21 protein-coding genes are annotated in these 23,770 nt (G+C 55.1%); 8 read left to right on the top strand and 13 right to left on the bottom strand.

The features are described 5' to 3' along the window. Positions 1–2: 2 nt before the first annotated feature. From OXR61_RS11290 to puuD, 7 genes are all read right to left on the bottom strand, one after another. A complete protein-coding gene (locus OXR61_RS11290) occupies positions 3–1,499 on the bottom strand; it encodes a glucosyltransferase domain-containing protein (protein ID WP_071813649.1) in 1,497 nt (498 codons plus the stop codon). Positions 1,500–1,565: 66 nt separating this feature from the next. After that, on the bottom strand, positions 1,566–2,858 hold the full coding sequence (locus tag OXR61_RS11285) for a DUF6056 family protein (protein ID WP_155519931.1): 1,293 nt from the start codon (positions 2,856–2,858) through the stop codon (positions 1,566–1,568). Beyond that, the gene (locus OXR61_RS11280; RefSeq protein WP_021509359.1) at positions 2,848–3,777 is read right to left on the bottom strand and encodes a glycosyltransferase family 2 protein; all 930 of its coding nucleotides are present in this window, start codon (positions 3,775–3,777) and stop codon (positions 2,848–2,850) included. Before OXR61_RS11280 ends, OXR61_RS11285 begins: the two co-directional genes overlap by 11 nt. Further along, positions 3,777–4,133: a GtrA family protein gene (locus OXR61_RS11275; RefSeq protein ID WP_021509360.1), complete on the bottom strand. Its 357-nt coding sequence runs from the start codon at positions 4,131–4,133 to the stop codon at positions 3,777–3,779. The genes OXR61_RS11280 and OXR61_RS11275 overlap by 1 nt, the downstream gene beginning before the upstream one ends. Before the next feature lie 167 nt (positions 4,134–4,300). Beyond that, positions 4,301–5,587, bottom strand: a complete 1,287-nt coding sequence (locus OXR61_RS11270) for an FAD-binding oxidoreductase (protein ID WP_031280072.1) — start codon at positions 5,585–5,587, stop codon at positions 4,301–4,303. Between the two features lie 21 nt (positions 5,588–5,608). After that, positions 5,609–6,166: an HTH-type transcriptional regulator PuuR gene (gene puuR, locus OXR61_RS11265; protein ID WP_031280073.1), complete on the bottom strand. Its 558-nt coding sequence runs from the start codon at positions 6,164–6,166 to the stop codon at positions 5,609–5,611. Beyond that, a complete protein-coding gene (gene puuD, locus OXR61_RS11260) occupies positions 6,163–6,927 on the bottom strand; it encodes a gamma-glutamyl-gamma-aminobutyrate hydrolase (protein ID WP_021509363.1) in 765 nt (254 codons plus the stop codon). Before puuD ends, puuR begins: the two co-directional genes overlap by 4 nt. A gap of 211 nt (positions 6,928–7,138) precedes the next feature. Between puuD and OXR61_RS11255 the strand changes: the two genes are divergently transcribed. Next, positions 7,139–8,554: a glutamine synthetase family protein gene (locus tag OXR61_RS11255; protein WP_021509364.1), complete on the top strand. Its 1,416-nt coding sequence runs from the start codon at positions 7,139–7,141 to the stop codon at positions 8,552–8,554. A gap of 366 nt (positions 8,555–8,920) precedes the next feature. After that, complete coding sequence (locus OXR61_RS11250) at positions 8,921–10,279, top strand: APC family permease (RefSeq protein ID WP_021509365.1); 1,359 nt, start codon at positions 8,921–8,923, stop codon at positions 10,277–10,279. A gap of 159 nt (positions 10,280–10,438) precedes the next feature. Here the strand turns inward: OXR61_RS11250 and sbcB are convergent, their stop codons facing one another. After that, positions 10,439–11,860 carry an exodeoxyribonuclease I gene (gene sbcB, locus OXR61_RS11245; protein WP_021509366.1) on the bottom strand — a complete coding sequence of 474 codons (1,422 nt, stop codon included), beginning with the start codon at positions 11,858–11,860 and terminating at the stop codon, positions 10,439–10,441. 202 nt (positions 11,861–12,062) lie between these two features. Between sbcB and dacD the strand changes: the two genes are divergently transcribed. The 3 genes from dacD to tmaR all read left to right on the top strand — a co-directional run bounded on the left by dacD (position 12,063) and on the right by tmaR (position 14,942). Then, positions 12,063–13,229 carry a serine-type D-Ala-D-Ala carboxypeptidase DacD gene (gene dacD, locus OXR61_RS11240; protein ID WP_031280074.1) on the top strand — a complete coding sequence of 389 codons (1,167 nt, stop codon included), beginning with the start codon at positions 12,063–12,065 and terminating at the stop codon, positions 13,227–13,229. A 162-nt stretch (positions 13,230–13,391) separates the two neighbouring features. Beyond that, complete coding sequence (locus tag OXR61_RS11235) at positions 13,392–14,450, top strand: FUSC family protein (RefSeq protein ID WP_021509368.1); 1,059 nt, start codon at positions 13,392–13,394, stop codon at positions 14,448–14,450. Positions 14,451–14,621: 171 nt separating this feature from the next. Continuing rightward, positions 14,622–14,942 carry a PTS system regulator TmaR gene (gene tmaR / locus OXR61_RS11230; protein ID WP_021509369.1) on the top strand — a complete coding sequence of 107 codons (321 nt, stop codon included), beginning with the start codon at positions 14,622–14,624 and terminating at the stop codon, positions 14,940–14,942. A 43-nt stretch (positions 14,943–14,985) separates the two neighbouring features. Here tmaR and OXR61_RS11225 read toward each other — a convergent pair whose 3' ends face one another. Further along, entirely contained in the window at positions 14,986–16,053 is a 1,068-nt protein-coding gene (locus tag OXR61_RS11225; RefSeq protein WP_021509370.1) for a LacI family DNA-binding transcriptional regulator, read from the bottom strand. A gap of 99 nt (positions 16,054–16,152) precedes the next feature. On the opposite strand from OXR61_RS11225, the gene OXR61_RS11220 reads away from it, so the two are divergent. Continuing rightward, positions 16,153–16,923: a YdcF family protein gene (locus tag OXR61_RS11220; RefSeq protein ID WP_021509371.1), complete on the top strand. Its 771-nt coding sequence runs from the start codon at positions 16,153–16,155 to the stop codon at positions 16,921–16,923. A gap of 216 nt (positions 16,924–17,139) precedes the next feature. Here OXR61_RS11220 and OXR61_RS11215 read toward each other — a convergent pair whose 3' ends face one another. Further along, positions 17,140–18,051 carry a ketopantoate reductase family protein gene (locus OXR61_RS11215; protein ID WP_021509372.1) on the bottom strand — a complete coding sequence of 304 codons (912 nt, stop codon included), beginning with the start codon at positions 18,049–18,051 and terminating at the stop codon, positions 17,140–17,142. Between the two features lie 210 nt (positions 18,052–18,261). Between OXR61_RS11215 and fusA the strand changes: the two genes are divergently transcribed. Then, positions 18,262–20,361: an elongation factor G gene (gene fusA / locus OXR61_RS11210; protein WP_021509373.1), complete on the top strand. Its 2,100-nt coding sequence runs from the start codon at positions 18,262–18,264 to the stop codon at positions 20,359–20,361. Positions 20,362–20,400: 39 nt separating this feature from the next. Here the strand turns inward: fusA and OXR61_RS11205 are convergent, their stop codons facing one another. Both OXR61_RS11205 and OXR61_RS11200 read right to left on the bottom strand, forming a co-directional pair. Beyond that, positions 20,401–21,186: a PhnD/SsuA/transferrin family substrate-binding protein gene (locus OXR61_RS11205; RefSeq protein ID WP_040679873.1), complete on the bottom strand. Its 786-nt coding sequence runs from the start codon at positions 21,184–21,186 to the stop codon at positions 20,401–20,403. Continuing rightward, positions 21,083–22,150: a fatty acid desaturase gene (locus OXR61_RS11200; protein WP_031280076.1), complete on the bottom strand. Its 1,068-nt coding sequence runs from the start codon at positions 22,148–22,150 to the stop codon at positions 21,083–21,085. The genes OXR61_RS11205 and OXR61_RS11200 overlap by 104 nt, the downstream gene beginning before the upstream one ends. Positions 22,151–22,367: 217 nt before the next feature. On the opposite strand from OXR61_RS11200, the gene OXR61_RS11195 reads away from it, so the two are divergent. After that, positions 22,368–23,390, top strand: a complete 1,023-nt coding sequence (locus tag OXR61_RS11195; protein ID WP_021509376.1) for an LLM class flavin-dependent oxidoreductase — start codon at positions 22,368–22,370, stop codon at positions 23,388–23,390. Between the two features lie 152 nt (positions 23,391–23,542). Here OXR61_RS11195 and OXR61_RS11190 read toward each other — a convergent pair. Then, positions 23,543–23,770: hypothetical protein (locus OXR61_RS11190; RefSeq protein WP_267412160.1), on the bottom strand; the 228-nt coding region annotated here is incomplete at its 5' end.

The raw sequence follows: 23,770 nt of genomic DNA, 5'->3' as shown, positions 1-23,770 counted from the left end.
ATTTAAAGACATCTACTAGGATCAACATTCTTATAAGTACCGTTTGCGCAGTTCCCAAGATTGTTACCTAATTTAACAATAACTATATCTGAGAACACTAAAATACTTCCTTTTCTTGGCCAAACAGGCATCATGTTGATCAAGTTCTGATGTTCTTTTACATCATTGAATGAAACAGAGGTGATATTAGCTATCCCAGTTCTATTAATAAAAGCAGATATTCTCGCGGAATTTCCGGAATCCCAGTTCAAGAATGATGTGCCAAACATGTCGGAATTTTCTATTTTATTATTATAGTTTAGGTCAAGCCCTCCATAAAAATACACTTTCAAAGGTTCTTCAGTTGAAGAGTTAATTACAGTTGATATGTCATTTACTATATGTGTAGCCAAACGATAATCTTTGTTGTAGGCCGTTGTTTCTGAATAGAATAAGTTGCTGACACTAGATGTGCCATACAGAATTGATACTACAGGAATAAGCCACATCACCTTGTTATCTTTAAATGACGAAAATCCTATTACACAAGATGCAGCAAAAACAACACCAAGACATGTCATCGCTCGTGCTGGTAATGCGCCACCAATTATAATGTTAAGAGCAAAAGCTGAAAAAATTAACGTGGCAGCGTAAAATGAATACTTTATTTTTTTTCTTAATGGGGTTAGCAAAGGAAGCGCCAATAGAAACGCAGATAAAGAAAATATATTAAGCCCAAATGTGGTTTCGAATGTTAAGAATCCTTTTATAAAATCAAAAAGGATTTTTATGCTTTCAAATGGCGAGGCGTGCAACCAACTGATCATATTAGTAAAGTATGAGTCAGAGTTAACATTGTAGATATTTTGTATAACCCTAGTTAGTATCGCATATAAAACCATTCCAGTTACAGACGATATCAGGAAACATAATGAAACTTTAAGTAAAGATATTTTATTTACATTGCGAGTGGTATCAATGCATATGCTTGCGATTAGAATTGAGAGCGGATAGAAAATAATTGATTGATAAATTGAAATTGAAATGCACAAAAATATCGATGGTAGTATTATATTGAAAATAACACCATTTTTTTTGATGATGAAAAATACTATTATCGATGATAGCAATAATGAGGTAGCTAATGTGTCAAATTGATTCAAAAATTGCAACTGATACGCCAGTTGAGGCATCGAGGCGTAAACTAACGCAAAGAAAACAGATTGTTTTAAGCTAAGCCCCATCGTTATTGTTATGATAGTGCATGAAATAGATAATAGAATAAAGGACAAAAGTTCGGTGAAGAAGGGAGTGAAAGGTTCTGGAAAAATGAACTGTTTGAGAAATGAATGTCCCCATCTCCCCATGCTAATAGTATGAATGATATTATCATTAAATTCCTCGTCTATTGATAACGTAAAATGACTGAGCTCGTATGCATAGACTGTAATAAAGACTGCTAAAGCAGCCAAGAAAGGATAAAGTGCAGATTTGAGGAACTCTTCTTTCTTATCAAACATTTATCTAACCTTTTGTTGTATTTAAAGGTGGATTCAATTTTATTTTTTTGCTGGCATTGAGCGAGCTCATAAGCTACCTCCTATTAGTTTGCAGTTATAATAATAAGTACCAACAGAATTGGCATTATAAAAGAACCACTCATCTCTGTTATTAATATAGCGATAAGGATAGCTTGTGTTAATGAGGTTTATTTTATAACCTTTTTTGCAGGCTTCAGAACCTAACGCGCTGATTATGCCAGCGTTTCTCTCATTCAACTTTGTTGCATATGATGAGTAAATACTAAGGGTGTACAGCCCAAAAAATAATGACATTAATAGAACTGGTGTTGTGTATGTATGTAAATTATTACGTTCTATAAATATCGACAATGCATAGCAACTAATTGAAAACATCACGCACCAAGCGAAAAGAAAACTACGGGCTTCGGTGTAAGGAGATGCAATCATTGAACCGACTACTAATACGGATGCAACAACTAAACAAATGTGGTATTTAGTCAGCAGACCTATTTTTTTTAAGTATGCTAACGAAATTATTGATATGATAAATAATATTAGTGATGTGTTGAAGAAAGTCGAAGCTACATCTTTTATTCTATCTAAATAATGGCTTAAGTTACTACCATTTTGAGGGTAAGCATTGGAATAGAATCCACGTCTGATAGATGTTGAATGTGCGGTTATTAATGTGAGCCAGCCAGCTATCAATGAAAGAATAGGCAAGTAATTATATAGACTTCTTCTTTGTTGCCAAACACAGAGCATCAGTAAGGAAGCTGATAAAGCGAATGGAACATTTTCAAAACTACACCCTGCGAGATAGCAAATTAACAGATATCCCAAATATTTAAATCGATTTTTTTTCAACACATTGAGTGTTTTTTTATCTGAATAAGGGATAGCAGCAATAAGAGTCAATATCATCGGTTGTAGGTAGCCAGAGTTTGCAGTTTTCCAAAAAAAAACTTCCATTCCAGGCCAAAGAAGAAAAGTTAAACTTGCTGTAAAGCCAGTAGTAAGTTTCCAATCAAATTTTCTCTTGTTACAAAAAAGTTTTCCAATCGTTAAAGTAAAAGCAATAAATGACGAGCTGTATAAAGTCAAGGACATCCAATTAGGTAGGCTTAATTCTAAAATGGTTAGCTGCTCACCTAAACGCGCATTCCACGTAATGATCTGAGTATGAGATCTATCAATTGCATAATAAATGCGACTTAAAAGACTCTCGTCGTGAAATAATTTTGTTAAGCCGTAATCTTCACCCGCTAATGGAGCTGCAATAACGATTGCAGTAAATATAGCCAATGAAATAAGGCCAAATAAATTGAGTTCTTTACTATAAAATTTATTGTTCATAGTTTCTTTTTTCTTTGATCATGAAACGAGGTCGTTTTTTTGTCTCAATGTAAATTCTGCCAATATACTCGCCAAGCACACCAATTCCTATTAGCTGGACCCCACCTAAAAACAGCATCGAAACCATAATTGAAGGGTAGCCTTTAACTGGATTCCCCCAGAAAATAGTGTCTAATATCATCCATGCGCCATAGATAAATGACAATGCTGCAACAAATAATCCTATATACGTCCATATTCTAAGCGGGAAGGTTGAAAACGAAGTTATCCCTTCCAGTGCCAGATTCCACAGCTTCCAACCATTGAACTTCGTCTTGCCAGCTACACGATCAGCGCGAGCATATTCAACAATGGCTGTTTTACCGCCGACCCAACTTAGCACGCCTTTCATAAACAAGTTACGCTCTTGAAGTAGTTTAATATTTTCAACCACCTCGCGGGACATTAACCGAAAATCACCCACGTTCTCTTCAATTTTGGGTGAGCTGATTTTGTTGTGTAATTTATAAAACCATTCGGCCGTTTTTCGCTTCAGGTGAGAGTCTGTACTACGGTCAACGCGTTTAGCGAGCACGATGTCTGCACCTTGCTGCCATTTTTCAATCATCTCAGGAATAACTTCAATGGGATCCTGCAAGTCCACATCAATAGGAATGATGGCGTCACCCGTTGCGGCTTCTAGCCCGGCAAAAAGTGCTGGCTCTTTACCAAAATTACGCGTAAATGTAATGTGTTTCACCAAGCTGTCATTAGCTTCTAGTTGCATTAACACCGCCTCAGTGCTGTCGGTGCTTCCATCATTAATAAACACTAATTCAAGGCTGTGTTCTTTAAGGGGGGCAAATTCGCGCACAGCATTATAGAAGAGGGGAAGAGCCTCTTCTTCATTCAATACTGGGACGATTAAAGAGAATTTCATTAACTTTTCCTAAACACAAAAAACTTCGAATAGACGAAGCCGCAAATCAAACTCAGTGCGGAGAAGAAAATCAGTGTTACGATGGGGTTAATATGAAGGTGGTCTGCTGTCCAACCGATTGTCACCGCCATGCCTCCCATAAAAAATATATAGAGGAAATACCGCGCAGTGGTGGCTTCGGCGTTAAAGGTCCATTTCGCATTTGCAAAGAAGGAGAATGTGACAGCAACACAGAAGGCAGCAAGGTTAGCCCAAGATTGCTTGGCACCACTGGCCAGGAGCGCACCAAAAACTGCCCAATGGATGGCTGTATTAACCACTCCGACAGAGGTATACCTTGCAAACAACCTAAACATTTCTGCACCCGTAAAATGAAAGTGCCTGATCCTCGCATTACCGTCGGAATATAGCAAGTTTTGGTAAAGAATGCCGTAATGAGTGAATTGCTAATTGGTAACGTTTCTTTGGGATTTGTTGAAGGTCATAAGTGCCGTTTTGTTAAGGGAGCAAAGCCCCCTGATGTTTAAACCCCCAACCGATCCCTTAACGCATACCAGGCCGCGCCCATCGCCGTCAGTGGCACCTTAAAGCGTCTTCCGCCGGGAAACGGCAGGTGCGGCAGCTTCGCAAACGCATCAAACCGCTCTGCATGGCCGCGCAGCACTTCGGCGATCAACTTGCCGGAGAGGTGCGTACAGGTCACGCCATGTCCGCTATCGCCCTGCATAAAGAACACATTCTTCTCCAGCTGACCAAACTGCGGCATGCGCGACAGCGTGAGCAGGAAGTTACCGCTCCAGCGATGGCTGATCTTCACGTCGCGCAACTGCGGAAAGGTGCGCAGCAGCTTGGGCCGGATCAACGCCTCGATGTCTTCCGGCTCGCGCGCCCCATACACCACGCCGCCGCCGTACAGCAGGCGGTTGTCGGCAGTCAGGCGGAAGTAATCCAGCAGATAGTTACAATCTTCCACACAGTGGTTATTGGGCATCAGCCCCAGCGCCTGATCGCGGCTCAGCGGCTCGGTGGTGACGATCTGCGAGCCGCACGGCATGCTTTTGCGCCCCAGCCGCGGTTCCAGTTGCGATGGCAGATAGGCGTTGCCGGCAAAAATCACAAAGGTGGCACTGACTTCACCCTGTGCGGTTTTGACCCGATTGGGTGCGCCGTAGGTCACTGCCAGCGCCGCCGACTGCTCATATATACGGCCGCCATGCCGGCGAATCGCTTCGGCTTCTCCCAACGCCAGATTGAGCGGGTGCAGATGGCCGCCGCGCCGGTCCAGCAGGCCGCCGACGTAACGGTCGGTGGCCACTTCACGGCGGATGCCGCGCTCGTCCAGCAGCTCCAGATCGCTATTGCCGTAGCGTGCCCAGCTGGCCTGCTGGCTGCGCAGATGCCCCATCTGGCGCTGATTGAGCGCTGCGAAAATGCCGCCGGGGCGATAGTCGCAGGCGATGGCGTAACGATCGATACGGTCGCGGATAATCTCCGCCCCTTCGAACATCATGCTGCCCAGCATCTGCGCAGTCTGTTTGCCGTAGCGCTGCTCAATCACATCGACATCGCGGCTGTAAGAATTCACCACCTGGCCGCCGTTGCGGCCGCTGGCGCCAAAGCCGACGCGGGCCGCTTCCAGCACCACCACATCGTAACCGGCTTCGGTGAGAAACAGCGCGGAAGAGAGCCCGGTAAACCCGCCGCCGATGATGCAGACGTCACACTGAATGCTCTCCTGCAGCTGCAGCTGCGGCCACGGCGCGTGCGCGTTGGCGGTCGCGGCGTAATAACTTTGCACGTGGTGCATCATAACCTCCTGTAGCGCGTGAACTCAGAAATTGGCGGGCGTATGCGCGCTGACAATGCGACACGGCTGATCTGACGTATTGGTAAAACTGTGCGGCAAACCGGTATCAATCACGTAGCTTTCGCCGCGGTTAAGGTGATAACTCTGACCGTTCACCACCAGAGTGATTTCCCCCTCCAGCACCGTGCCGGTCTCTTCACCGGGATGGCGCAGCTTTTCACCGGTGCTGGCCCCCGGCTCGTAGCGCTCCAGCAGCATCGCCAGCGCGCGCTTCGCCGCACCGTTATCAATCAGCTGTAAAGAAACACCGAGACTGCCGATCTCAACGCAATCATCCGGCCGTACGATGATGCGCGGCGTGGCATTCACTTTCGGCTCCGAGAAAAACTCCGACAGCGACAGCCCATACACTTTGAGTAGCTTTTGTAACGTGCTGACTGCCGGGCTGACTTTATCCTGCTCAATGGTACTGATGGCGCTGTGTGTTAAACCTGACAACTCAGCGACGCGACGCTGAGACAATCCCAACTCCTGCCGGATTTGCGATAAGCGTCGTCCGGGCGCCAGAGTGGCATCATTCATGGCTGCTTTTCCTTGTGATAACGTGCTGCGGCGTGGATAAAGGCCTCGAATAAACGGCGCGAGACCGGATCGCGATCGGATTGCCACTCCGGATGCCATTGCACCGCCAGCGCAAACGGATGCTGGCGCAGGCTGACGGCTTCGATCAGGCCATCCGGCGCGCGCGCTTCTATGCGTAACTGCGGACCCGGCTCGCGGATGCCCTGGCCGTGCAGCGAATTGACCGCGAACGCAGCAGCACTGCCCAGCAGCTGGCTCAGCAGGCCGTCGGGTTCGGGCTGCACCAGATGCGCCGGCGCGTACTGCTGCTCCAGCGGCTGACTGTCATCTTCGCGGTGCTCCTGAAACAGATGCGTCTGATGCAGCTGGCGATGCAGCGCGCCGCCGTTGGCAACCACCAGCTCCTGCAAACCGCGGCAGATGCCCAGCATCGGCATTTTTTTCCCGCTGGCGTGGGTGATAAGCGCAAAGGACAAGCGGTCACGCGACGGATCGGCATGCGCCTCATGACCCTCTTCACCGTAATGCCAGGGTTCAATATTGCTTGGGCTGCCGGTGAGCAAAATGCCGTCCAGCAACGTCATACTGTTTTCTAATAGCTGCGGCGCGTGCATCAGCTGATGCGGCAAAGGCAGCGGCACGCCACCGGCCAGCACCACGGCGTCGAGGTATTTGTTATGCACGGTCTGCCCAACGTGGTTGCCGATGGGGTTCTGGCACATCACTACGCCAATCAAAGGCTTGTCAAAAATAATGCCCATTACGTCTCCACGCTACTGTTCAATATTTTCGCCGGTTTTGCGCGCTAAGTAGAAAAAGTGTGCAATATATTGTCAATCTAGCAACCGTCTGGTTGTTCTTCAAACAGAATTGTTACATTTGCACACCATTTGCGTTAGAGCTATGTTAGAGGTGTGGCTGTTATTTTGAGCATGTGCAAACCATCTTAAACGGTATAGGGCGGGTGGGAAGATGACGAACCTCGTGGAAGTAGAAGACTTCACGCGACACAGTGAAGAAAAACGAACCAGCGCGTTCCAGCTGGAGGTGAAAACCTGGCTGGAACGCCATCCGGAAACGCAGTATGTCGATATTCTGTTAAACGATCTCAACGGGGTATTTCGCGGTAAACGCATTCCCGTCTCCGCGTTAGCCAAGCTGGAAAAAGGGTGTTACTTTCCGGCCTCGGTTTTCGCCATGGACATTCTCGGCAACACCGTCGAGGAAGCCGGCCTCGGACAGGCGCTCGGCGAACCTGATAACCTCTGCATACCGGTCCCCGGGACCTTAATTCCTTCCGCCTCTGACCCGCAACGTATCGCCCAGCTGCTGCTGACCATGTGCGACCAAGATGGCACTCCCTTTGACGTTGAACCCCGAAACGTGCTGAACCGGCTGTGGCAACAGCTGCGCAATCGCGGTCTGTTTCCGGTGGTAGCGGTAGAGCTGGAGTTCTATCTGGTGGACAAAAAGCGCGATGCCGAAGGCTATATTCAGCCGCCGTGTGCGCCGGGTAGCGAAGAGCGCAACATGCAGAGTCAGGTGTATTCGCTGGATAATCTCGACCATTTCGCCGACGTACTGCGCGATATCGACGCGCTGGCGAAACTGCAGAATATCCCCGCCGACGGCGCGCTGGCGGAAGCCTCGCCGGGCCAGTTCGAAATTAACCTGCACCATACGCGCGATATCCTCAAAGCCTGCGACGACGCCATTCTGCTGAAGCGGCTGGTGCGTCAGGTGGCAGAAAATCACGGCATGACCGCCACGTTTATGGCCAAGCCGTATGAGGAGTATGCGGGCAGCGGCATGCACGTTCACATCAGTATGCTGGATGCCGCCGACCACAACGCCTTTGCGCTGGATGATGGCAGCGATTCGCCGCTGCTGAAGCGGGCGCTGGCTGGCATGATCGATCTGATGCCGGCATCAATGGCGCTGCTGGCGCCTAACGTCAACGCGTTTCGCCGTTTCCTGCCGGAGGCGTTTGTGCCGCTACAGGCTTCATGGGGACACAATAACCGCACGGTAGCACTGCGCATTCCCTGCGGCGATGTAGAAAACCATCGCGTCGAGTACCGTGTGGCGGGCGCCGATGCCAATCCGTATCTGGTGGTGTCAGCAATTATTGCCGGTATCTTGCACGGTCTGGATAATCAGCTACCCTTACCGCATCCGGTGAAAGGCAATGGCCACGAGGCAGAAGGGCTGGAACTGCCGATTCGCCAGAGCGATGCGCTGTACGAGTTTGAAAACAGCTATCCGCTGCAAAAGCTGCTCGGCGAGCGTTTCAGCGGCGTGTGGCACAGCTGCAAACAGTATGAACTGCGCGAGTTTGAACGGCTGATCACCGCCACGGAAATTGACTGGATGTTAAAGAACGCCTGACCGACAGAAGAATTGATCCAACATCTTGTGTCGATGGCCTAAGTTGGGGCAAAATACGCGCCCTGCAAAAGACAAAACATAACCGACGCTTATTACGTCGGTTATTTTTTTGCATGGTGCTTTCACTACATGAACGAGGCCGGACACGCATCCGGATAGATAGACACTGAAACACGCTTGTGCGTGAGATTTGAGGAACAAAGATGGGACTGTTTACAATTGCACCAGCGCAGGCTGGTTCTCGCTTCCGTGATGATTATGGCGCGGCGACAATCGCAAACACTAATATCACTTCTCACTGCAGCACATTGCGCAGTATCCCTGTGGTACAACTGAACTCAGTTGTTGCTGTAGGGGGCCTGAACAATGTCGCTTAATACCTCTGCCGCACCACAGCGTGCACATCTGAAAAAATCTCTGACTCTGATCCCGGTCGTCATGATGGGCCTGGCGTATATGCAGCCAATGACCCTGTTTGATACCTTCGGCATCGTGTCAGGCCTCACCGACGGTCACGTCGCCACCGCTTATGCTTTCGCGCTGATCGCGATACTGTTTACTGCCGTGAGCTACGGCAAGCTGGTACGCCGCTTCCCATCTGCGGGCTCCGCTTACACCTATGCTCAGAAGGCTATCAGTCCGCACGTCGGCTTTATGGTGGGCTGGTCATCACTGCTGGACTATCTGTTCATGCCGATGATCAACATCCTGCTGGCGAAAAGCTACTTTGAGTCGCTGGTGCCGGGCATTCCGTCGTGGATTTTCGTGGTGCTGCTGGTGGCGTTTATGACCATCTCCAACCTGCGTGGTATCAAAACCGTGGCCAACTTCAACAGCGTCATTGTGGTGCTGCAGGTAGTGGTGATGGCTGTGATCACCGGTATGGTGGTGTATGGTGTGGCACATGGTATTGGCGCCGGTACGCTGACCAGTACGAAGCCGTTCTGGTCTGAAAATGCGCAGGTGGTGCCGATGATTACCGGTGCGACCATTCTGTGCTTCTCGTTCCTTGGCTTTGACGGTATCAGTTCGCTGTCGGAAGAGACCAAAGATGCCGAGCGCACCATTCCACGCGCGATTTTCCTGACCGCGCTGATTGGTGGGGTGATCTTTATTGGCGTCTCGTACTTCCTGCAGCTGTACTTCCCGGATATCTCGCGTTTCCAGAATCCGGACTCTTCACAGCCGGAAATCATGCTGTTCGTGGCGGGTAAAGCGCTGCAGATCGGCATTCTGATTTTCTCGGTGGTGACGGTGCTGGCCAGCGGCATGGCGGCACACGCCGGCGTTTCGCGTCTGATGTACGTGATGGGCCGTGACGGCGTATTCCCGCAGCGTTTCTTTGGCTTCGTGCATCCAAAATTCCGCACGCCGTCGCTGAACGTGCTGCTGGTTGGTGCGGTAGCGCTGCTGGCGATCAACTTCGACCTGGTCACCGCAACGGCGCTGATTAACTTCGGTGCGCTGGTGGCGTTCACCTTTGTGAACCTGTCGGTGATTGCCCAGTTCTGGATTCGTGAGAAGCGTAATAAAACGCTGAAAGATCACCTCAACTATCTGGTGCTGCCCATTATGGGTGCGCTGACGGTGGGTGCGCTGTGGATCAACCTGGAAGAGACCTCGATGGTGCTCGGCCTGGTGTGGGCGGCGATTGGTATTATTTACCTGGCGTTTGTGACCCGCACGTTCCGCAATCCGGTACCACAGTTTAGCGAAGAGGTGTAAGGCTTTTCCCTCACCCTAACCCTCTCCCGCCCGCGGGAGAGGGAACCGCCCGAGAGTGTGTCAGGTATCAGCTCTGTAGCTGCACCAGAACGCGCTATGCTTCCCCTTCTCCCCGTGGGAGAGGGCCGGGGTGAGGGCATCAGCCCGCACGAAACCCTGCTACGAAACCAGCTCCTGCGCATACAAATACAGCGCTTTCAGCTGCGCCATCTTCTCTGCATCGGCCTCATGTAAACTGGCCAGCGACTCCAGCTCCAGCAAAAACGCCTGCACCCGCTCCGCATTAAGCTGCTCGCGGCGGTGCTGCAGCCAGCGCTGCTGCTCTTTATCATCCAGCGTGCCGGGGAAGTTGCGGGCGCGATAGCGGAACAGCAGCTTCGCGATACGTTTATCCTCAAAGGTCAAATCGAGCGCCGGCAGGTTCTGCGGCGGCGTCTGGCGCAGGATGTTCATGCCGGCGCGATCGGCGTCGCTGAAGAAACCGTCATACAGCTGCGCATCGACATCCTCCGACGGCGTGAACGGCTCCGCTTCGGCAAACAGCGTCACCACATTTTCCCGCACTTCGGCATGCTGGCGCAGCAGGGCCAGATTCGCCAGACAGTGCTGACGATCGATACCCAGTCGTTCGGCATCTTCCGGGCGCAATGTATTGGCCGGCGCCAGAACCGGGCACTTATTGATGTGCACCAGCTTGATCGGCACCGCCGGCAAATCGCCCAGATCGCTGTGTCGCGTATACAGCCGCTCGCGCAACTCATCCGGCGACAGTGTCAGCAGCGGCGTCATGTCGCCGGCCAGATCGGCCACGATCAACGCGTTTTTGTTATCCGGATGCCACGCCAGCGGCACAATCCAGCTGGTATTGCCGCGCGCCGCGCCGAACATGCCGGAAACGTGCACCAGCGGCTTCATCTGCGGAATATCAATCAGCGTCATCAGTTTCTGCTTGTTGCGATGGGTAAACAGAAACTCAAACAGCTTCGGCTGCTTCTCCTGCACCAGCTTTGCCATCGCCAGCGTGGCGTACACATCGGACATCGCATCGTGCGCCTGTTCGTGTGCCACGCCGTTAGCCTGGGTGAGATGCTCCAGCTTAAAGCTCGGGAAACCGTCGTCGTTCTCCGGCCAGACGATGCCTTCCGGGCGCAGCGCATAACAGGCGCGCATCACGTCGAGCAGATCCCAGCGCGAATTGCCGTTCTGCCAGCTCCAGCCATACGGGTCGATAAAGTTGCGGTAGAAGATATTGCGCGTCACTTCGTCATCGAAGCGCACGTTGTTGTAACCGATCACACAGGTCTGCGGTTCGCTGAACAGCGCGTGAATGCGCTGAGCAAACTCCACTTCCGGCACGCCGCGCGCGTTGGCCACCTGCGGCGTGATACCGGTGATCATTACCGCTTCCGGCTGCGGCAGGTAATCGTCCGCGAGCTGGCAGTAAAACACCTGCGGTTCGCCCACGGCGTTAAAGGCTTTGTCGGTGCGCAGGCCTGCAAATTGCGCCGGACGATCCAGCGACGGGCTTTTGCCGAAGGTTTCATAATCGTGGAACAGAAAAGTGAACTCAGAGGCGGGCACGGCGTTATCCTGGCTATGGAAAATCAACGCACAGAATAGTCGTCAGCCCGGTACAGCACAACCTCGATCGCCATCGCTGCGAGCGGGCGCGCAGCATTTGTCCGCGGTTCATACTTTTTTTCAATTTATTCAGATATCAAAGCGCTATTTGCCGTAAAACGTGCGGCGGTAAATTCATTTATTTGATGTTGAGGAAGAAGTGTTGAAAAGGCGTCTGTTGGTAACTGTATCTGGAATGATTGTTTGGGCATCGCTGGCGCACGCGGATGACAGCATGCCGTTTCCCCTGACGCCGCCGGCCATTGATGCCGCGTCCTGGGTGCTGATGGACGCCACCACCGGGCAGATCCTCACCGCAGGCAACCCGGATGCGGAACGCAACCCGGCCAGCCTGACCAAACTGATGACCGGTTATGTCGTCGACCGCGCGGTCGATCAGAAGAAAATCACCCGCGACGATGTGGTCACGGTAGGCAAAGATGCGTGGGCCGCCGGCAATCCGGTGTTTAAAGGCTCGTCGCTGATGTTTCTTAAGCCGGGCGATAAAGTCACCGTGCGCGACCTGATGCGCGGCGTGATCATCGATTCCGGCAACGACGCCTGCGTGGCGCTGGCCGACTATGTGGCCGGCAGCCAGGAGAGCTTCGTCAACATGATGAACAGCTACGTGCAGAAGCTCGGTCTGACGCACACCCACTTCGAAACCGTGCACGGTCTTGATGCACCGGGGCAGCACACCACCGCGCGCGATCTGGCGGTGCTGTCGCGCGCCATCATCAACGGTGAGCAGGATTTCTACGCCATGTACAGCGAGAAAACCCTCAGCTTCAATGGCATTACCCAGAACAACCGTAATGGCCTGCTGTGGGATCAGAATCTGCACGTCGACGGCATGAAAACCGGCCACACCGAGAGCGCCGGGTTCAACATCGTCGCCTCGAACATCGTTGGTCGCCATCGTCTGATTGCGGTGATCATGGGCGGGAAAAGTTCGAAGGGACGTGAAGAGCAGGCGCGTAAACTGCTGGTGTGGGGACAGAACAACTTCGACACCGTGCAGCTGTTCCACGCCGGGAAAAAGATCGGCAGCGAAAACGTCTGGTACGGCAACCCGCACAAAGTCGACGTCGGTACCACCGAAGATATCTATCTGTCACTGCCGCGCAGCGAAGTGTCGAACGTGATGGCGAAGTATGTGATCAATCGTAAAGACCTCGAAGCGCCACTCAAAGCCGGCGAGCAGGTGGGCGAAATTCAGGTGCTGGATAAAGACAAGCAGCTGGCCAGCTATCCGCTGTACGCGCTGCAGTCGGTCGATGAAGCAGGCATCATCACACGCATCAGCGATTACGTGAAACAGAAACTGTAAGCCGTCGGGCGATAAGCAAACGCTGCGTTACATCCTTGTGTGCACTGAGAAAACAAGATGTAGCGCAGTTGTATTATTGCGCAAAAAGTTGCGCCAGCCCCTCAATGTTCGTGCTGCGCCAGGGTAACATAGCGCGCAAATTTTTATCGCACCCGGACCACCATGTTACGCGCTGACAAGCCCATCTCTCCGATTGAGTTCTGGTTTTACCGCCACTACCGCGCCGTGCACGGCGTACGCATCGCTATCGCCTTTGTGCTGTGCTTTCTGTTTGTCCGTCTGACCGATATTCCGGAAGGCACCTGGCCGCTGATCACGCTGGTGGTGGTGATGGGACCGATCTCCACCTGGGGCAATGTTTTGCCGCGCGTGGTGCAGCGTATCAGCGGTACCTTTGCCGGGCTGATATCAGGGCTGATCGCGCTGAAGCTGGAGCTGCTGTCACTGCCGCTGATGCTGGTGTGGTGCTTTATCGTGATGATCGTCTGCGGCTATCTGACGCTGGGCAAACACCCGTATATGGCACTGCTGATCGGCATCACGCTCGGCGTGGTGGTCGGCGCGCCGGCCGGCGATTTCACCGTGGCGCTGTGGCGCGGCGGCGATGTGATCCTCGGCTCGCTGATGGCCCTGCTGTTCAGCGCCATCTGGGCGCAGCGCGCCTATACTCACTGGCGCATTCAGCTGTCCGACGCCTTTATCAACATGGCGAAGATTCATCACGCTGGCTTTTCCGCCAATCTGGTGGAGAAGCCGCGCCTCAATCCGCGCTTCCAGAAGCTGCTTACCAGCGTGATCAAAATGCGCGCGCTGCTGGAGCCGGCGAGCAAAGAGACGCGCATCCCTAAATCGGTGTTTGAAGCCATTCAGACCATTAACCGTAATATGGTTAACACCATGCAGATGCAGATTGAAGCCTGGTGGGCGTCGCGCGAAAGCCATCTGATTCTGCTTAACGCGCCGACGCTGCGCCGCACGCAGCAGATGACCGAGAACACCCTGAACGCGCTGGCGGCGCTGATGGTGAAAGGCGAGACCGAACAGGTGATTGCCAACAGCCACGAGCTGGAAGCCATTACCCAGGAGCTGGAAGCGCTGATCGCCAACGGCAGCGCGCGGCTGGAGACCACCGCGATTTACGGTTACGTCTGGCTGAGTCTGGAGCAGGCGCGTCAGCTGGAGCGCATGACAGACCTGGTGCGTCTGGCGCTGCGCAAATAGTTTTCTCAGGCAATGACTTAGTGCGAATTGCCCTTTCTTTGCGCTAAGATAAGTGCCAGTCCGAATTTAGCGGTGAAAATTGCGAACCCGGCTTATAAGCCGCTAAGCTAAATGTCTTCCCGGTTTATGACTATTTTGCCTGCCGCGGCAGGCCACAAGAAAGGTGCCAACATGGAAAATGCCAAGCAATCATTTCAGGACGTACTGGAGTTTGTGCGTATGTTTCGTCGTAAAAACAAACTGCAGCGCGAAATTACGGACAACGAAAAGAAAATCCGTGATAACCAGAAACGTGTGTTGCTGCTGGACAACCTGAGCGAGTACATCAAACCTGGTATGAGCGTGGAAGCGATTCAGGAAATCATCGCCAGCATGCGCGTGGATTATGAAGATCGCGTAGACGAGTACATCATCAAAAACGCCGATCTGTCGAAAGAGCGTCGCGAGCTGTCGAAAAAGCTCAAAGCGATGGGCGAACCAAAAGGGCAGTAAGCTTCACGGGCTCGATAGCCGCGTTTTACTCCAGGGTCGCCCTTTACGGCGACCTTTTTAATGCCCGCGCCAGCTGCTGTAACTGCTGCGCAATCTCCGCCACATCCACCTGCTGCTGCAACGGCGCCGCCGTGGTGGCGCGCAGGACCAGCTCGGTCTCCAGCGGCTGACTGTCCGGCATCTCTCCCTCCAGCTGCGCCAGCAGACGATCGACGCTCACCGTGCCTAACTGCTGTAAATCCTGGCGCACCGTGGTCAGCGGTGGCTGATACCATGCGCTCTCCGCCGTATCGTCGTAACCGATGATCGACATCTCCGCCGGAATTCGTACGCCATGCTGATGCAGCGCGCGCATCGCCCCCAGCGCCATTTGATCGTTAGCCACCAGCAGCGCCTGCGGCAGCTGGTCGGGCAGCAGTGTCAGCAGCGCCTGGTAGCCGGACGCTGCGCTCCAGTCGCCGCTCAGTACGCAGTCCGGCACCAGCTGATGACGCGCCAGCGCCTGTTGCCAGGCGCTAAATCGCGCCCGCGCTGACGCGGAGCTGGCAGGCCCGTTCAGCACGCCAATCTGCCGGTGGCCGAGCGCCACTAGATGATCCACCGCCTGCTGCGCACCGCTGGTGCTCCGGTACTGACACTGCGCCACGGCCGCGCTGCGCTCCACATCCAGAAACAGCGTCGGTTTGCTGCCGCACTGCTGCTGAATCTGCGCCGCCTGCGCGGCATCCAGCGGCAGGTTGATCAGCAGAGCATCGACGCGCTGCGCCAGCAGTTCATGTACCGTGTCCTGTGCGTGGCTGGTGGCATTGGCCATGGCGATCACCAGATGATAGCCCTGCGCCGCCGCGCGCTGCTGAATCGCCGAAGCAATCTGCGCTGGCGCCATTAGCGCCAGATCGCTGGTCGCCAGACCGAGCGTGCGCGTGGCCTTGCCGGCCAGCTGCTGCGCGACCCGGTTTGGCACGTAGCTGAGCTGCTGCATCGCGGCTTCCACCCGCGCGCGGGTGCGGGGTGACACCTGCGCCGAATGGTTCAGCACCCGGGAAACCGTTTGATAGGAGACGCCAGCCAGCCGGGCGACATCGTCAAGCGTTACGGAACGCGCTGTCATTGATCCCTCCTGATGAGAATGCGGCGAGTGTAGCAAATTTTTCCCTGCCGTCGCGGTATTAAGGCGTTACACTGCCAGTGATAACGCAAGGAGAAAGTGATGCAGCTCAATGACCATCAAATTCAGGATATCAACACCATTGCCGCCTGGCTGGCGCTCGATCAGCTGCCAAAGGACGGTACGCTGGAGGTCGATTTAGCCATACTTGCCGGACATGCGGTGCTGCCGAACGTCGAAGCGGTGATTGCGCTGGCGAAGAAATATCAGCTGCCGTTGCTGATCAGCGGCGGCATCGGTCACTCAACCGCGCTGCTGGCCGCGATGATTGCCAGCCATCCGCTCTACCGCCAGATCGACACCGTCGGCAAGGGCGAAGCGCAGCTGCTGGGCGAGATGGCGCGCGTGTTCGCTGAGCTGCCTGACGATCAGCTGCTGCTGGAAACCGCCTCACGCAACTGTGGCGAAAACGCCGCCCTGAGCCAGCGCCTGCTGGATGAGCAGCAGTGGCAGCCGCAGCGCGTACTGCTGGTGCAGGATCCGTTGATGCAGCGTCGCAGCTGGGAAACCTTCCGCTGGCAGTGGCGCGATCGCGAGCATGCGCCGGAATTCATCAGCTGGCCGGTATTTGTGCCGCAGGTGATGATGGATGCGGGCATGCTGCGCATCGTTGGCGCGCCGCCACAGGGGTTGTGGTCAGTGGAGCGTTTTCTGTCGCTGCTGATGGGCGAGGTGCAGCGCCTGCGTGACGACGCCAGCGGCTACGGCCCGAACGGCAAGGGGTTCTTCGGTCACGTTGATGTACCCGACGCGGTCGAAGCAGCCTGGCAGCGCCTGATGCAGCTGCCCGGCGTGCAGTCGCGGTTGGGTTGAGCCGTCACCAAAAGCATATGTGATTGAGTAAAGAGAATATTCTGCCTTATCCGTAGCGGCGCAATTTATTGCGCAACCGGCCGCGGTGCGGAAATGCACATTGCGCGATAAATCGCGCCGCTACGGTTTGTGCGACTGGCTGGTGCCGCAATGACATGTCGCACAAATAACAGGATGCGCATTCATGCGCACCTGGCACGCCACGCACCGGACTGATCACCGCGTCTGCAAATACACCTGCAAGTTCACATACACCGCGTTCAGCAGCGGCGTCGCCACCGCATGGCGCGCGCCGCGCACCAGCAAATCGCCGATGATCTGATCGGCTTCGATATCGTAGCCCTGGGTTAAATCGCGGTACATGGATGAGGTCATCGCCGCATCAGGATTGTTCAGCGTCTCATAAATCTTCGCCGTCACGGCCGGACGCTGTTGGTAGCCATCAGCGGTGATCACCGCCAGCACCTCGGCGAAAATGCCCTGTAACAGCGCTTCACCACCGGCTGAACGCAGGATGTGCTGCGTATTGCCGCGCGCCACACAACACACCGCACCCAGCGTGCTCAGCAGCAGCCACTTCTCCCACAGCTCACTGATAATGTTATCGGCGAACACGCTGTCAAACTGCGCGTCACGCAGCGCGGCATCCACGCGCGCCAGACGGGCATCGTTGTTGCCGTCCAGCGCGCCGTAGTAAAGCACGTGCAGCGGCGACAGCTGCATCACTTCGCCGTGCTCGCCCAGCGTGGCGTGAATCTTACACAGCCCGCCAATCACCTTGTCACCGAAACGTGCGCGCAGCGTATCAATATGACGCATACCATTGAGGATCGGCATGATCAGCGTCTGCGGCCCAACCGCCAGGGCGATGTCTTCCATCGCCTGTTCCAGCGCAAAGCTTTTCACCGTCAGGATAATCAGATCGTAATCACCGGTCAGCGTCGAGGCCAGCGCCAGCTGCGGCTGCAGCACCGTGCTGCCTTCCGGCGTTTGCAGCACCAGTCCGGTCTGTTGCAGCTGCTGCTGGCGGCGCTCGCGCACCAGAAAGGTCACATCACGGCCGGCCTGCGCCAGGCGCGCGCCAAAGTACCCGCCGGTGGCACCGGCTCCCACAATCAGAATACGCATGGACTGTTTTCCCGTTAAGCATGAAAGCCTTACCTTAAAGCGCTGCGCGTCACTGCGCCACACCGCAAATGCGGAAAACCGTGACAATCTCAGCGATGAGCAAAAAAAGCTCAAACTGTTCGTATTCATTCGTACAATGGGTTTATGCTGGGGCACAGCGGCGGGCAATGGTGCCTGCCGGTTTTTTCGTCAACAGACTAAGGACGCATCATGCCCCGACCCCTCCCCATCGAACGTTATCGCAACATCGGCATCTCCGCGCACATCGATGCCGGTAAAACCACCACCACTGAGCGCATCCTGTTTTACACCGGAATGAGCCACAAGCTGGGTGAAGTGCACGATGGCGCGGCAACCACCGACTGGATGGCGCAGGAGCAGGAGCGCGGCATTACCATCACCTCGGCGGCGGTCAGCTGCTACTGGCCGGGCATGGACGGCAGCTTCACGCCGCACCGTATCAACATCATTGATACTCCCGGACACGTTGACTTCACCATTGAAGTGGAGCGCTCAATGCGCGTGCTGGATGGCGCCGTGATGGTGTACGACGCGGTCGGTGGCGTTCAGCCGCAGTCAGAAACCGTGTGGCGGCAGGCGAATAAATACCACGTGCCGCGCATTGCGTTCGTCAACAAGATGGACCGCCAGGGCGCGGACTTTTTCCGCGTGGTGCAGATGATGAAAGATCGCCTGCAGGCGCATCCGGTGCCGATTGTCATTCCCATCGGCGCTGAAGAGCAGTTCAGCGGGGTCATCGATCTCAACAAAATGCGCGCCATCTACTGGGACGACGCCAGCCAGGGCATGAGCTTTAGCTATGCGCCGATTCCGGACGCGCTGCAGGCGCAGGCGGCGGAGTGGCGGGAAAACATGGTGGCAGCAGCGGCAGAAGCTAGCGAAACGCTGATGGATCGCTATCTGGAGCAGGGCGATCTCAGTGAAGACGAGGTGATTGCCGGGCTGCGGCAGCGCACGCTGGCGGGCGAAATCCAGCCGATGCTGTGCGGCAGCGCGTTTAAAAACAAAGGGGTGCAGCGCATGCTCGATGCGGTCATCGAACTGATGCCTTCGCCGCTCGACGTGCCACCGGTCGCCGGCATCAACGAGCGCGGCGAACACGACGAACGCCATGCTGACGATGAGGAACCTTTCTCGGCGCTGGCGTTCAAGCTGATGAGCGATCCTTATGTCGGTCAGCTGACCTTTGTGCGCGTCTATTCTGGCGTGCTGCGCAAGGGTGACAGCGTGTGGAACGCGGTAAAAGGGCGTAAAGAGCGCATTGGCCGCATCGTGCAGATGCAGGCTAACGATCGCATCGAAATTGATGAGATCCGCGCCGGCGATATTGCCGCCTGCGTCGGGCTGAAAGAGGTCACCACCGGCGAAACGCTGTGCGATCCTAATGCGGTAATCACGCTGGAGCGCATGGAGTTTCCCGATCCGGTGATTTCGCTGTCGATTGAGCCAAAGACCAAAGGCGATCAGGAAAAAATGGGGCTGGCGCTGCAGCGGCTGGCGGCAGAGGATCCGTCGTTCCGGCTGCACACCGATGAGGAGTCCGGTCAGACCATCATCTCTGGCATGGGCGAACTGCATCTGGAGATTATCGTCGACCGTCTGAAACGCGAGTTCGGCGTGGAAGCCAATATTGGCCGGCCGCAGGTAACCTACCGCGAAACCATCCGCAAAACGGTGCGCGAGGTGGAAGGGAAATTCGTGCGTCAGTCGGGCGGTAAGGGCCAGTATGGTCACGTGGTGCTGACGCTGGAGCCGCAGGCGGCCGGAAGCGGTTTCGCCTTTGAAGACGCGACCAAAGGCGGCGTGGTGCCGCGCGAATTTATTCCTTCAGTGGAGAAGGGCATTCGCGAAGCGCTCAACAGCGGCGTGCTGGCCGGTTATCCGGTGGTCGACATCAAAGCCACGCTGACGTTTGGCTCTTATCACGACGTTGACTCGTCCGAGATGGCGTTCCGCATGGCGGCGATCTTTGGCTTCAAAGCGGCAGCGAAGCAGGCCGATCCGGTGATACTTGAGCCGGTGATGCAAGTGGAAGTGGAGACGCCGGAAGAGTATGCCGGCGGCGTGATGGGCGATTTGTCATCCCGGCGCGGCACGCTGCAGGGCATGGACGAGCGTTTCGGCGCGCGCATTATCCGTGCTGAAGTGCCGCTGGCCGAGATGTTTGGCTACGCCACCACGCTACGCTCAATGTCTCAGGGCCGCGCCACGTATAGCATGGAGTTTGCCCACTACGCCGAAGCACCGCGTAACGTCGCAGAGGCGATTATCGCGGCTCGCGCACAGTAAGTCCGCTGGCGGCAGGGATGCCGCCGGTTAGTGCTTTATTTACAGCGCCGTCACGCCCAGCGCGGCGGCGTCATCTTCCCAGCGTTTAACCTCGTCAAACCAGTCGCGCTGCGGCACAGAAAAGCCCGCCAGCAGGTTGGCCTTCATCACATCCTTGTAATCCTCCACATTGGCCAGCTCAAACAGCGTGCTGCGCAGCTTTTCCAGTAGCAGACTGTCGGTTTTCGCCGAGGTTATCAGCGGCAGCGCGGCACACAGCGGGGTTTCACCGATAATGGCTAAGCCCTGCAGCTCCTGCGGCCGGTATTTGCGCAGCAGCGCCCAGGTGATGCAATCAATGGCGGCGAGGTCGGCCTCTCCGGCGCGCAGCGCGGCCAGCGACTGGCGGTGGCTGCCGCTGAACCGGGTAGTGGCGAAGAATTTGCCGTCCTGGGCCAGCGGCGCGACCACGTAGCGCAGCGAATTGTATCCGGAGTGTGAGTCATTGCTGTTGCACACTGCGCGACGGTCGCGGAAATCGGCGAGGCTCAGGTTCTCATCTTCCTGCCGTGCCACCAGCCAGCTGCGATAGCGCAGATCATGGCAGCCAGGCGCATTGGACTGAAACGTGCCCACCAGTTGCACGTCAGGCAATAGCGCGACCAGCGGATAGCCGCAGGTCTGACTCAGCAGCAGATTGTCATCACGCCAGTGTGGCAGCAGGTCGTCGTGCCACTGCACCTCAGCCTGCACGCCGCGCTTCGCCAGCAGCCGCGTCAGCACTGAGGTCATGGCCAGCGTGCTCGGGTGGTCGATGTCGTACATCGGTAAAGAGATGATGTGCATTCTGTGCGTCCTTGTGGTGTCCCGGGTGGGCGTTAACGTCGATCGGCTGACGCCAGAAGCGCTTCATCCATTCGCCGTAACCGGCAACGCGAAAACCCTGATTACGCTGATAGTAGCCGTCGCGGTAGAGCAAATAGACTTTGCGCAGACCGTACCAGGGTAAACCGGGCAGATCGTGATGTACAGAATGATAGTTGAGATTCAGGAACAGCAGGCGCCACGGCCAGGCCGCTTCGTTATTCACCGAGCGCGCCAGCGGCGCCTCATCGGCACGATGTTCGTAAAATGAGCGCACCTTGGTCAGCATCAGCGCCGGATAGCTCACCGCCAGCACCAGCCACAGCGGGGAAAAGCCGTGCAGGCTGAGCCAGTAAAAAAGTCCGGCCAGCAGTAGCAGGTGCACCAGCCACATCATCATCGCCGGCACGTCGCGCTGCACCACGCTTTGCGTCAGCGCGCGCAGCGTGGCGAGGATATCCAGCAGCGGTCCCAGCAGCAGACGTCCCGGAAAGGTGTTGCGCAGATGGATAACGCGCTGCTGCCAGGGTTTGAGCCGAGCCCAGTGCGCCGGCGACAGATAATAGGTTTCCGGATCATCATGCGGATCGGTCAGGGTGTGGTTGCGGTGATGCGCCAGGTGCGAATCCCGGTACAGACCATACGGATACCACACCGCCAGCGGCAGCGTGCCAAACAGCTGATTAAGGCGCGGCAGGCGCGTCGGATGGCCATGAATCAACTCATGCTGCAGCGACAAATACCAGGTGGTGAACAGGATCAGCAGCAGCGTGGCGAGGGGCAGGCCCAGCGTTTGCCAGTACAGCACGCTGGCGAACCAGCCGCTATAAACGGTAATGATTAACAGCCAGGTCGGCAATTCGCTGCGCCAGAGCCAGCTGCGCGCCAGCTGATGCACCACTTCGCGCTGTTGCGCACTGAGGTAGGCGGAGGTTCCTTTGACCATGTTCATGTGTTCAGTCAGCGAGACGGGAAAAGATGCGCTCACGATGCGCGATACGCGTGATAAACACAAAGACGGAAAATTGCTTTGTTATGCAAAAAAGTTGAAGAAGCGCGCGAAAACTATTGGCTATCAGTCCTCTTCGCACAGGCGTAACCTTACCTCATCGAATTCTGATTGATGACGCCGGCGCCGTTCTGGCCCGCGAGGAGCATTTAGCATGAAAAAAATTGGCTTTTTATCTTTCGGTCACTGGACCCCGTCACCACACTCGGCCACCCGTTCGGCGCAGGATGTGCTGCTGCAGTCGATTGACCTGGCTGTCGCCGCCGAAGAACTGGGTGCCGACGGTGCCTATTTCCGCGTACACCACTTTGCCCGCCAGCTGAGTTCACCGTTTCCGCTGCTGGCGGCGGTCGGTGCCAAAACCAGCCGCATCGAGATTGGTACCGGTGTGATCGACATGCGTTACGAAAATCCGCTGTATATGGCGGAAGACGCCGGGGCAGCGGACCTGATCGCCAACGGCCGTTTGCAGCTCGGCCTGAGCCGTGGCTCGCCGGAGCAGGTGATTGAAGGCTACCGCTACTTTGGCTTTAATCCGCGCGAAGGGGAAACCGATGCGGATATGGGACGTCGTCACACCGAAGAGCTGCTGGAAGTGCTGCGTGGCGAAGGGTTTGCCAAACCCAATCCGCAGCCGATGTTCCCGAATCCACCGGGGCTGCTGCGCCTGGAGCCATATTCCGAAGGCCTGCGCGAGCGTATCTGGTGGGGCTCCGGCTCGAACGCCACATCGATCTGGGCGGCCCAGCTGGGGATGAATTTGCAGAGCTCGACGCTGAAGGATGACGAGACCGGCGAACCGTTCCATGTGCAGCAGGCGAAGCAGATTCGCGCCTATAAAGAAGCCTGGCAGGCGGCAGGGCATCAGCGTGCGCCGCGCGTGTCGGTCAGCCGCAGTATTTTTGCCCTGATGAACGACACCGACCGCGCTTACTTTGGTCGCGGCGGACAGGAGCAGGATTCCGTCGGATTCCTCGATGAGAAAACCCGCGCCATCTTTGGGCGTAGCTATGCTGCAGAGCCGGAGCAGCTGATCAAACAGCTGGCACAGGATGAAGCGATTGCGGAAGCCGATACCCTGTTGCTGACCATCCCTAATCAGCTTGGCGTGGATTATTGTGCGCACGTGATCGACAGCATTCTGACCCACGTCGCGCCAGAACTCGGCTGGCGTTAAGCGGCGACAGTGCGCAGGGAAGCGCACAATTATTGCGCGATAAATCGCGCCGCGACCAGGTGCGCATAAATGCGCACCCTGGGAAATGCGGCAAGGTCTTTTGACGCGTATTAGATTCTGCAGGGTTGCCATTGATCGCGACAACGCGTCCTTCACGAACGGACCCAGACCTTGTAACCCGCATTCAACCCTGTAGGGTCGCCATTTATGGCGACCAACCATTGCGCGATAAATCGCGCCGCTACCAGGTGCGCATAAATGCGCAACCTGGGAAATGCGGCAAAGGCTTTGACCCGTATTAGATTCTGCGTTGTCGCCATTGATGGCGACAACGCGTCCTTCACGAACGCACCCAGACCTTGTAACCCGCATTCAACCCT

It is taken from the genome of Pantoea sp. GM_Pan_4 (assembly GCF_026541005.1).
GTDB lineage: Bacteria > Pseudomonadota > Gammaproteobacteria > Enterobacterales > Enterobacteriaceae > Pantoea > Pantoea dispersa.
Note: the sequence above shows the minus strand (reverse complement) of the source record. Positions and strands in the feature narration are given on the sequence as shown.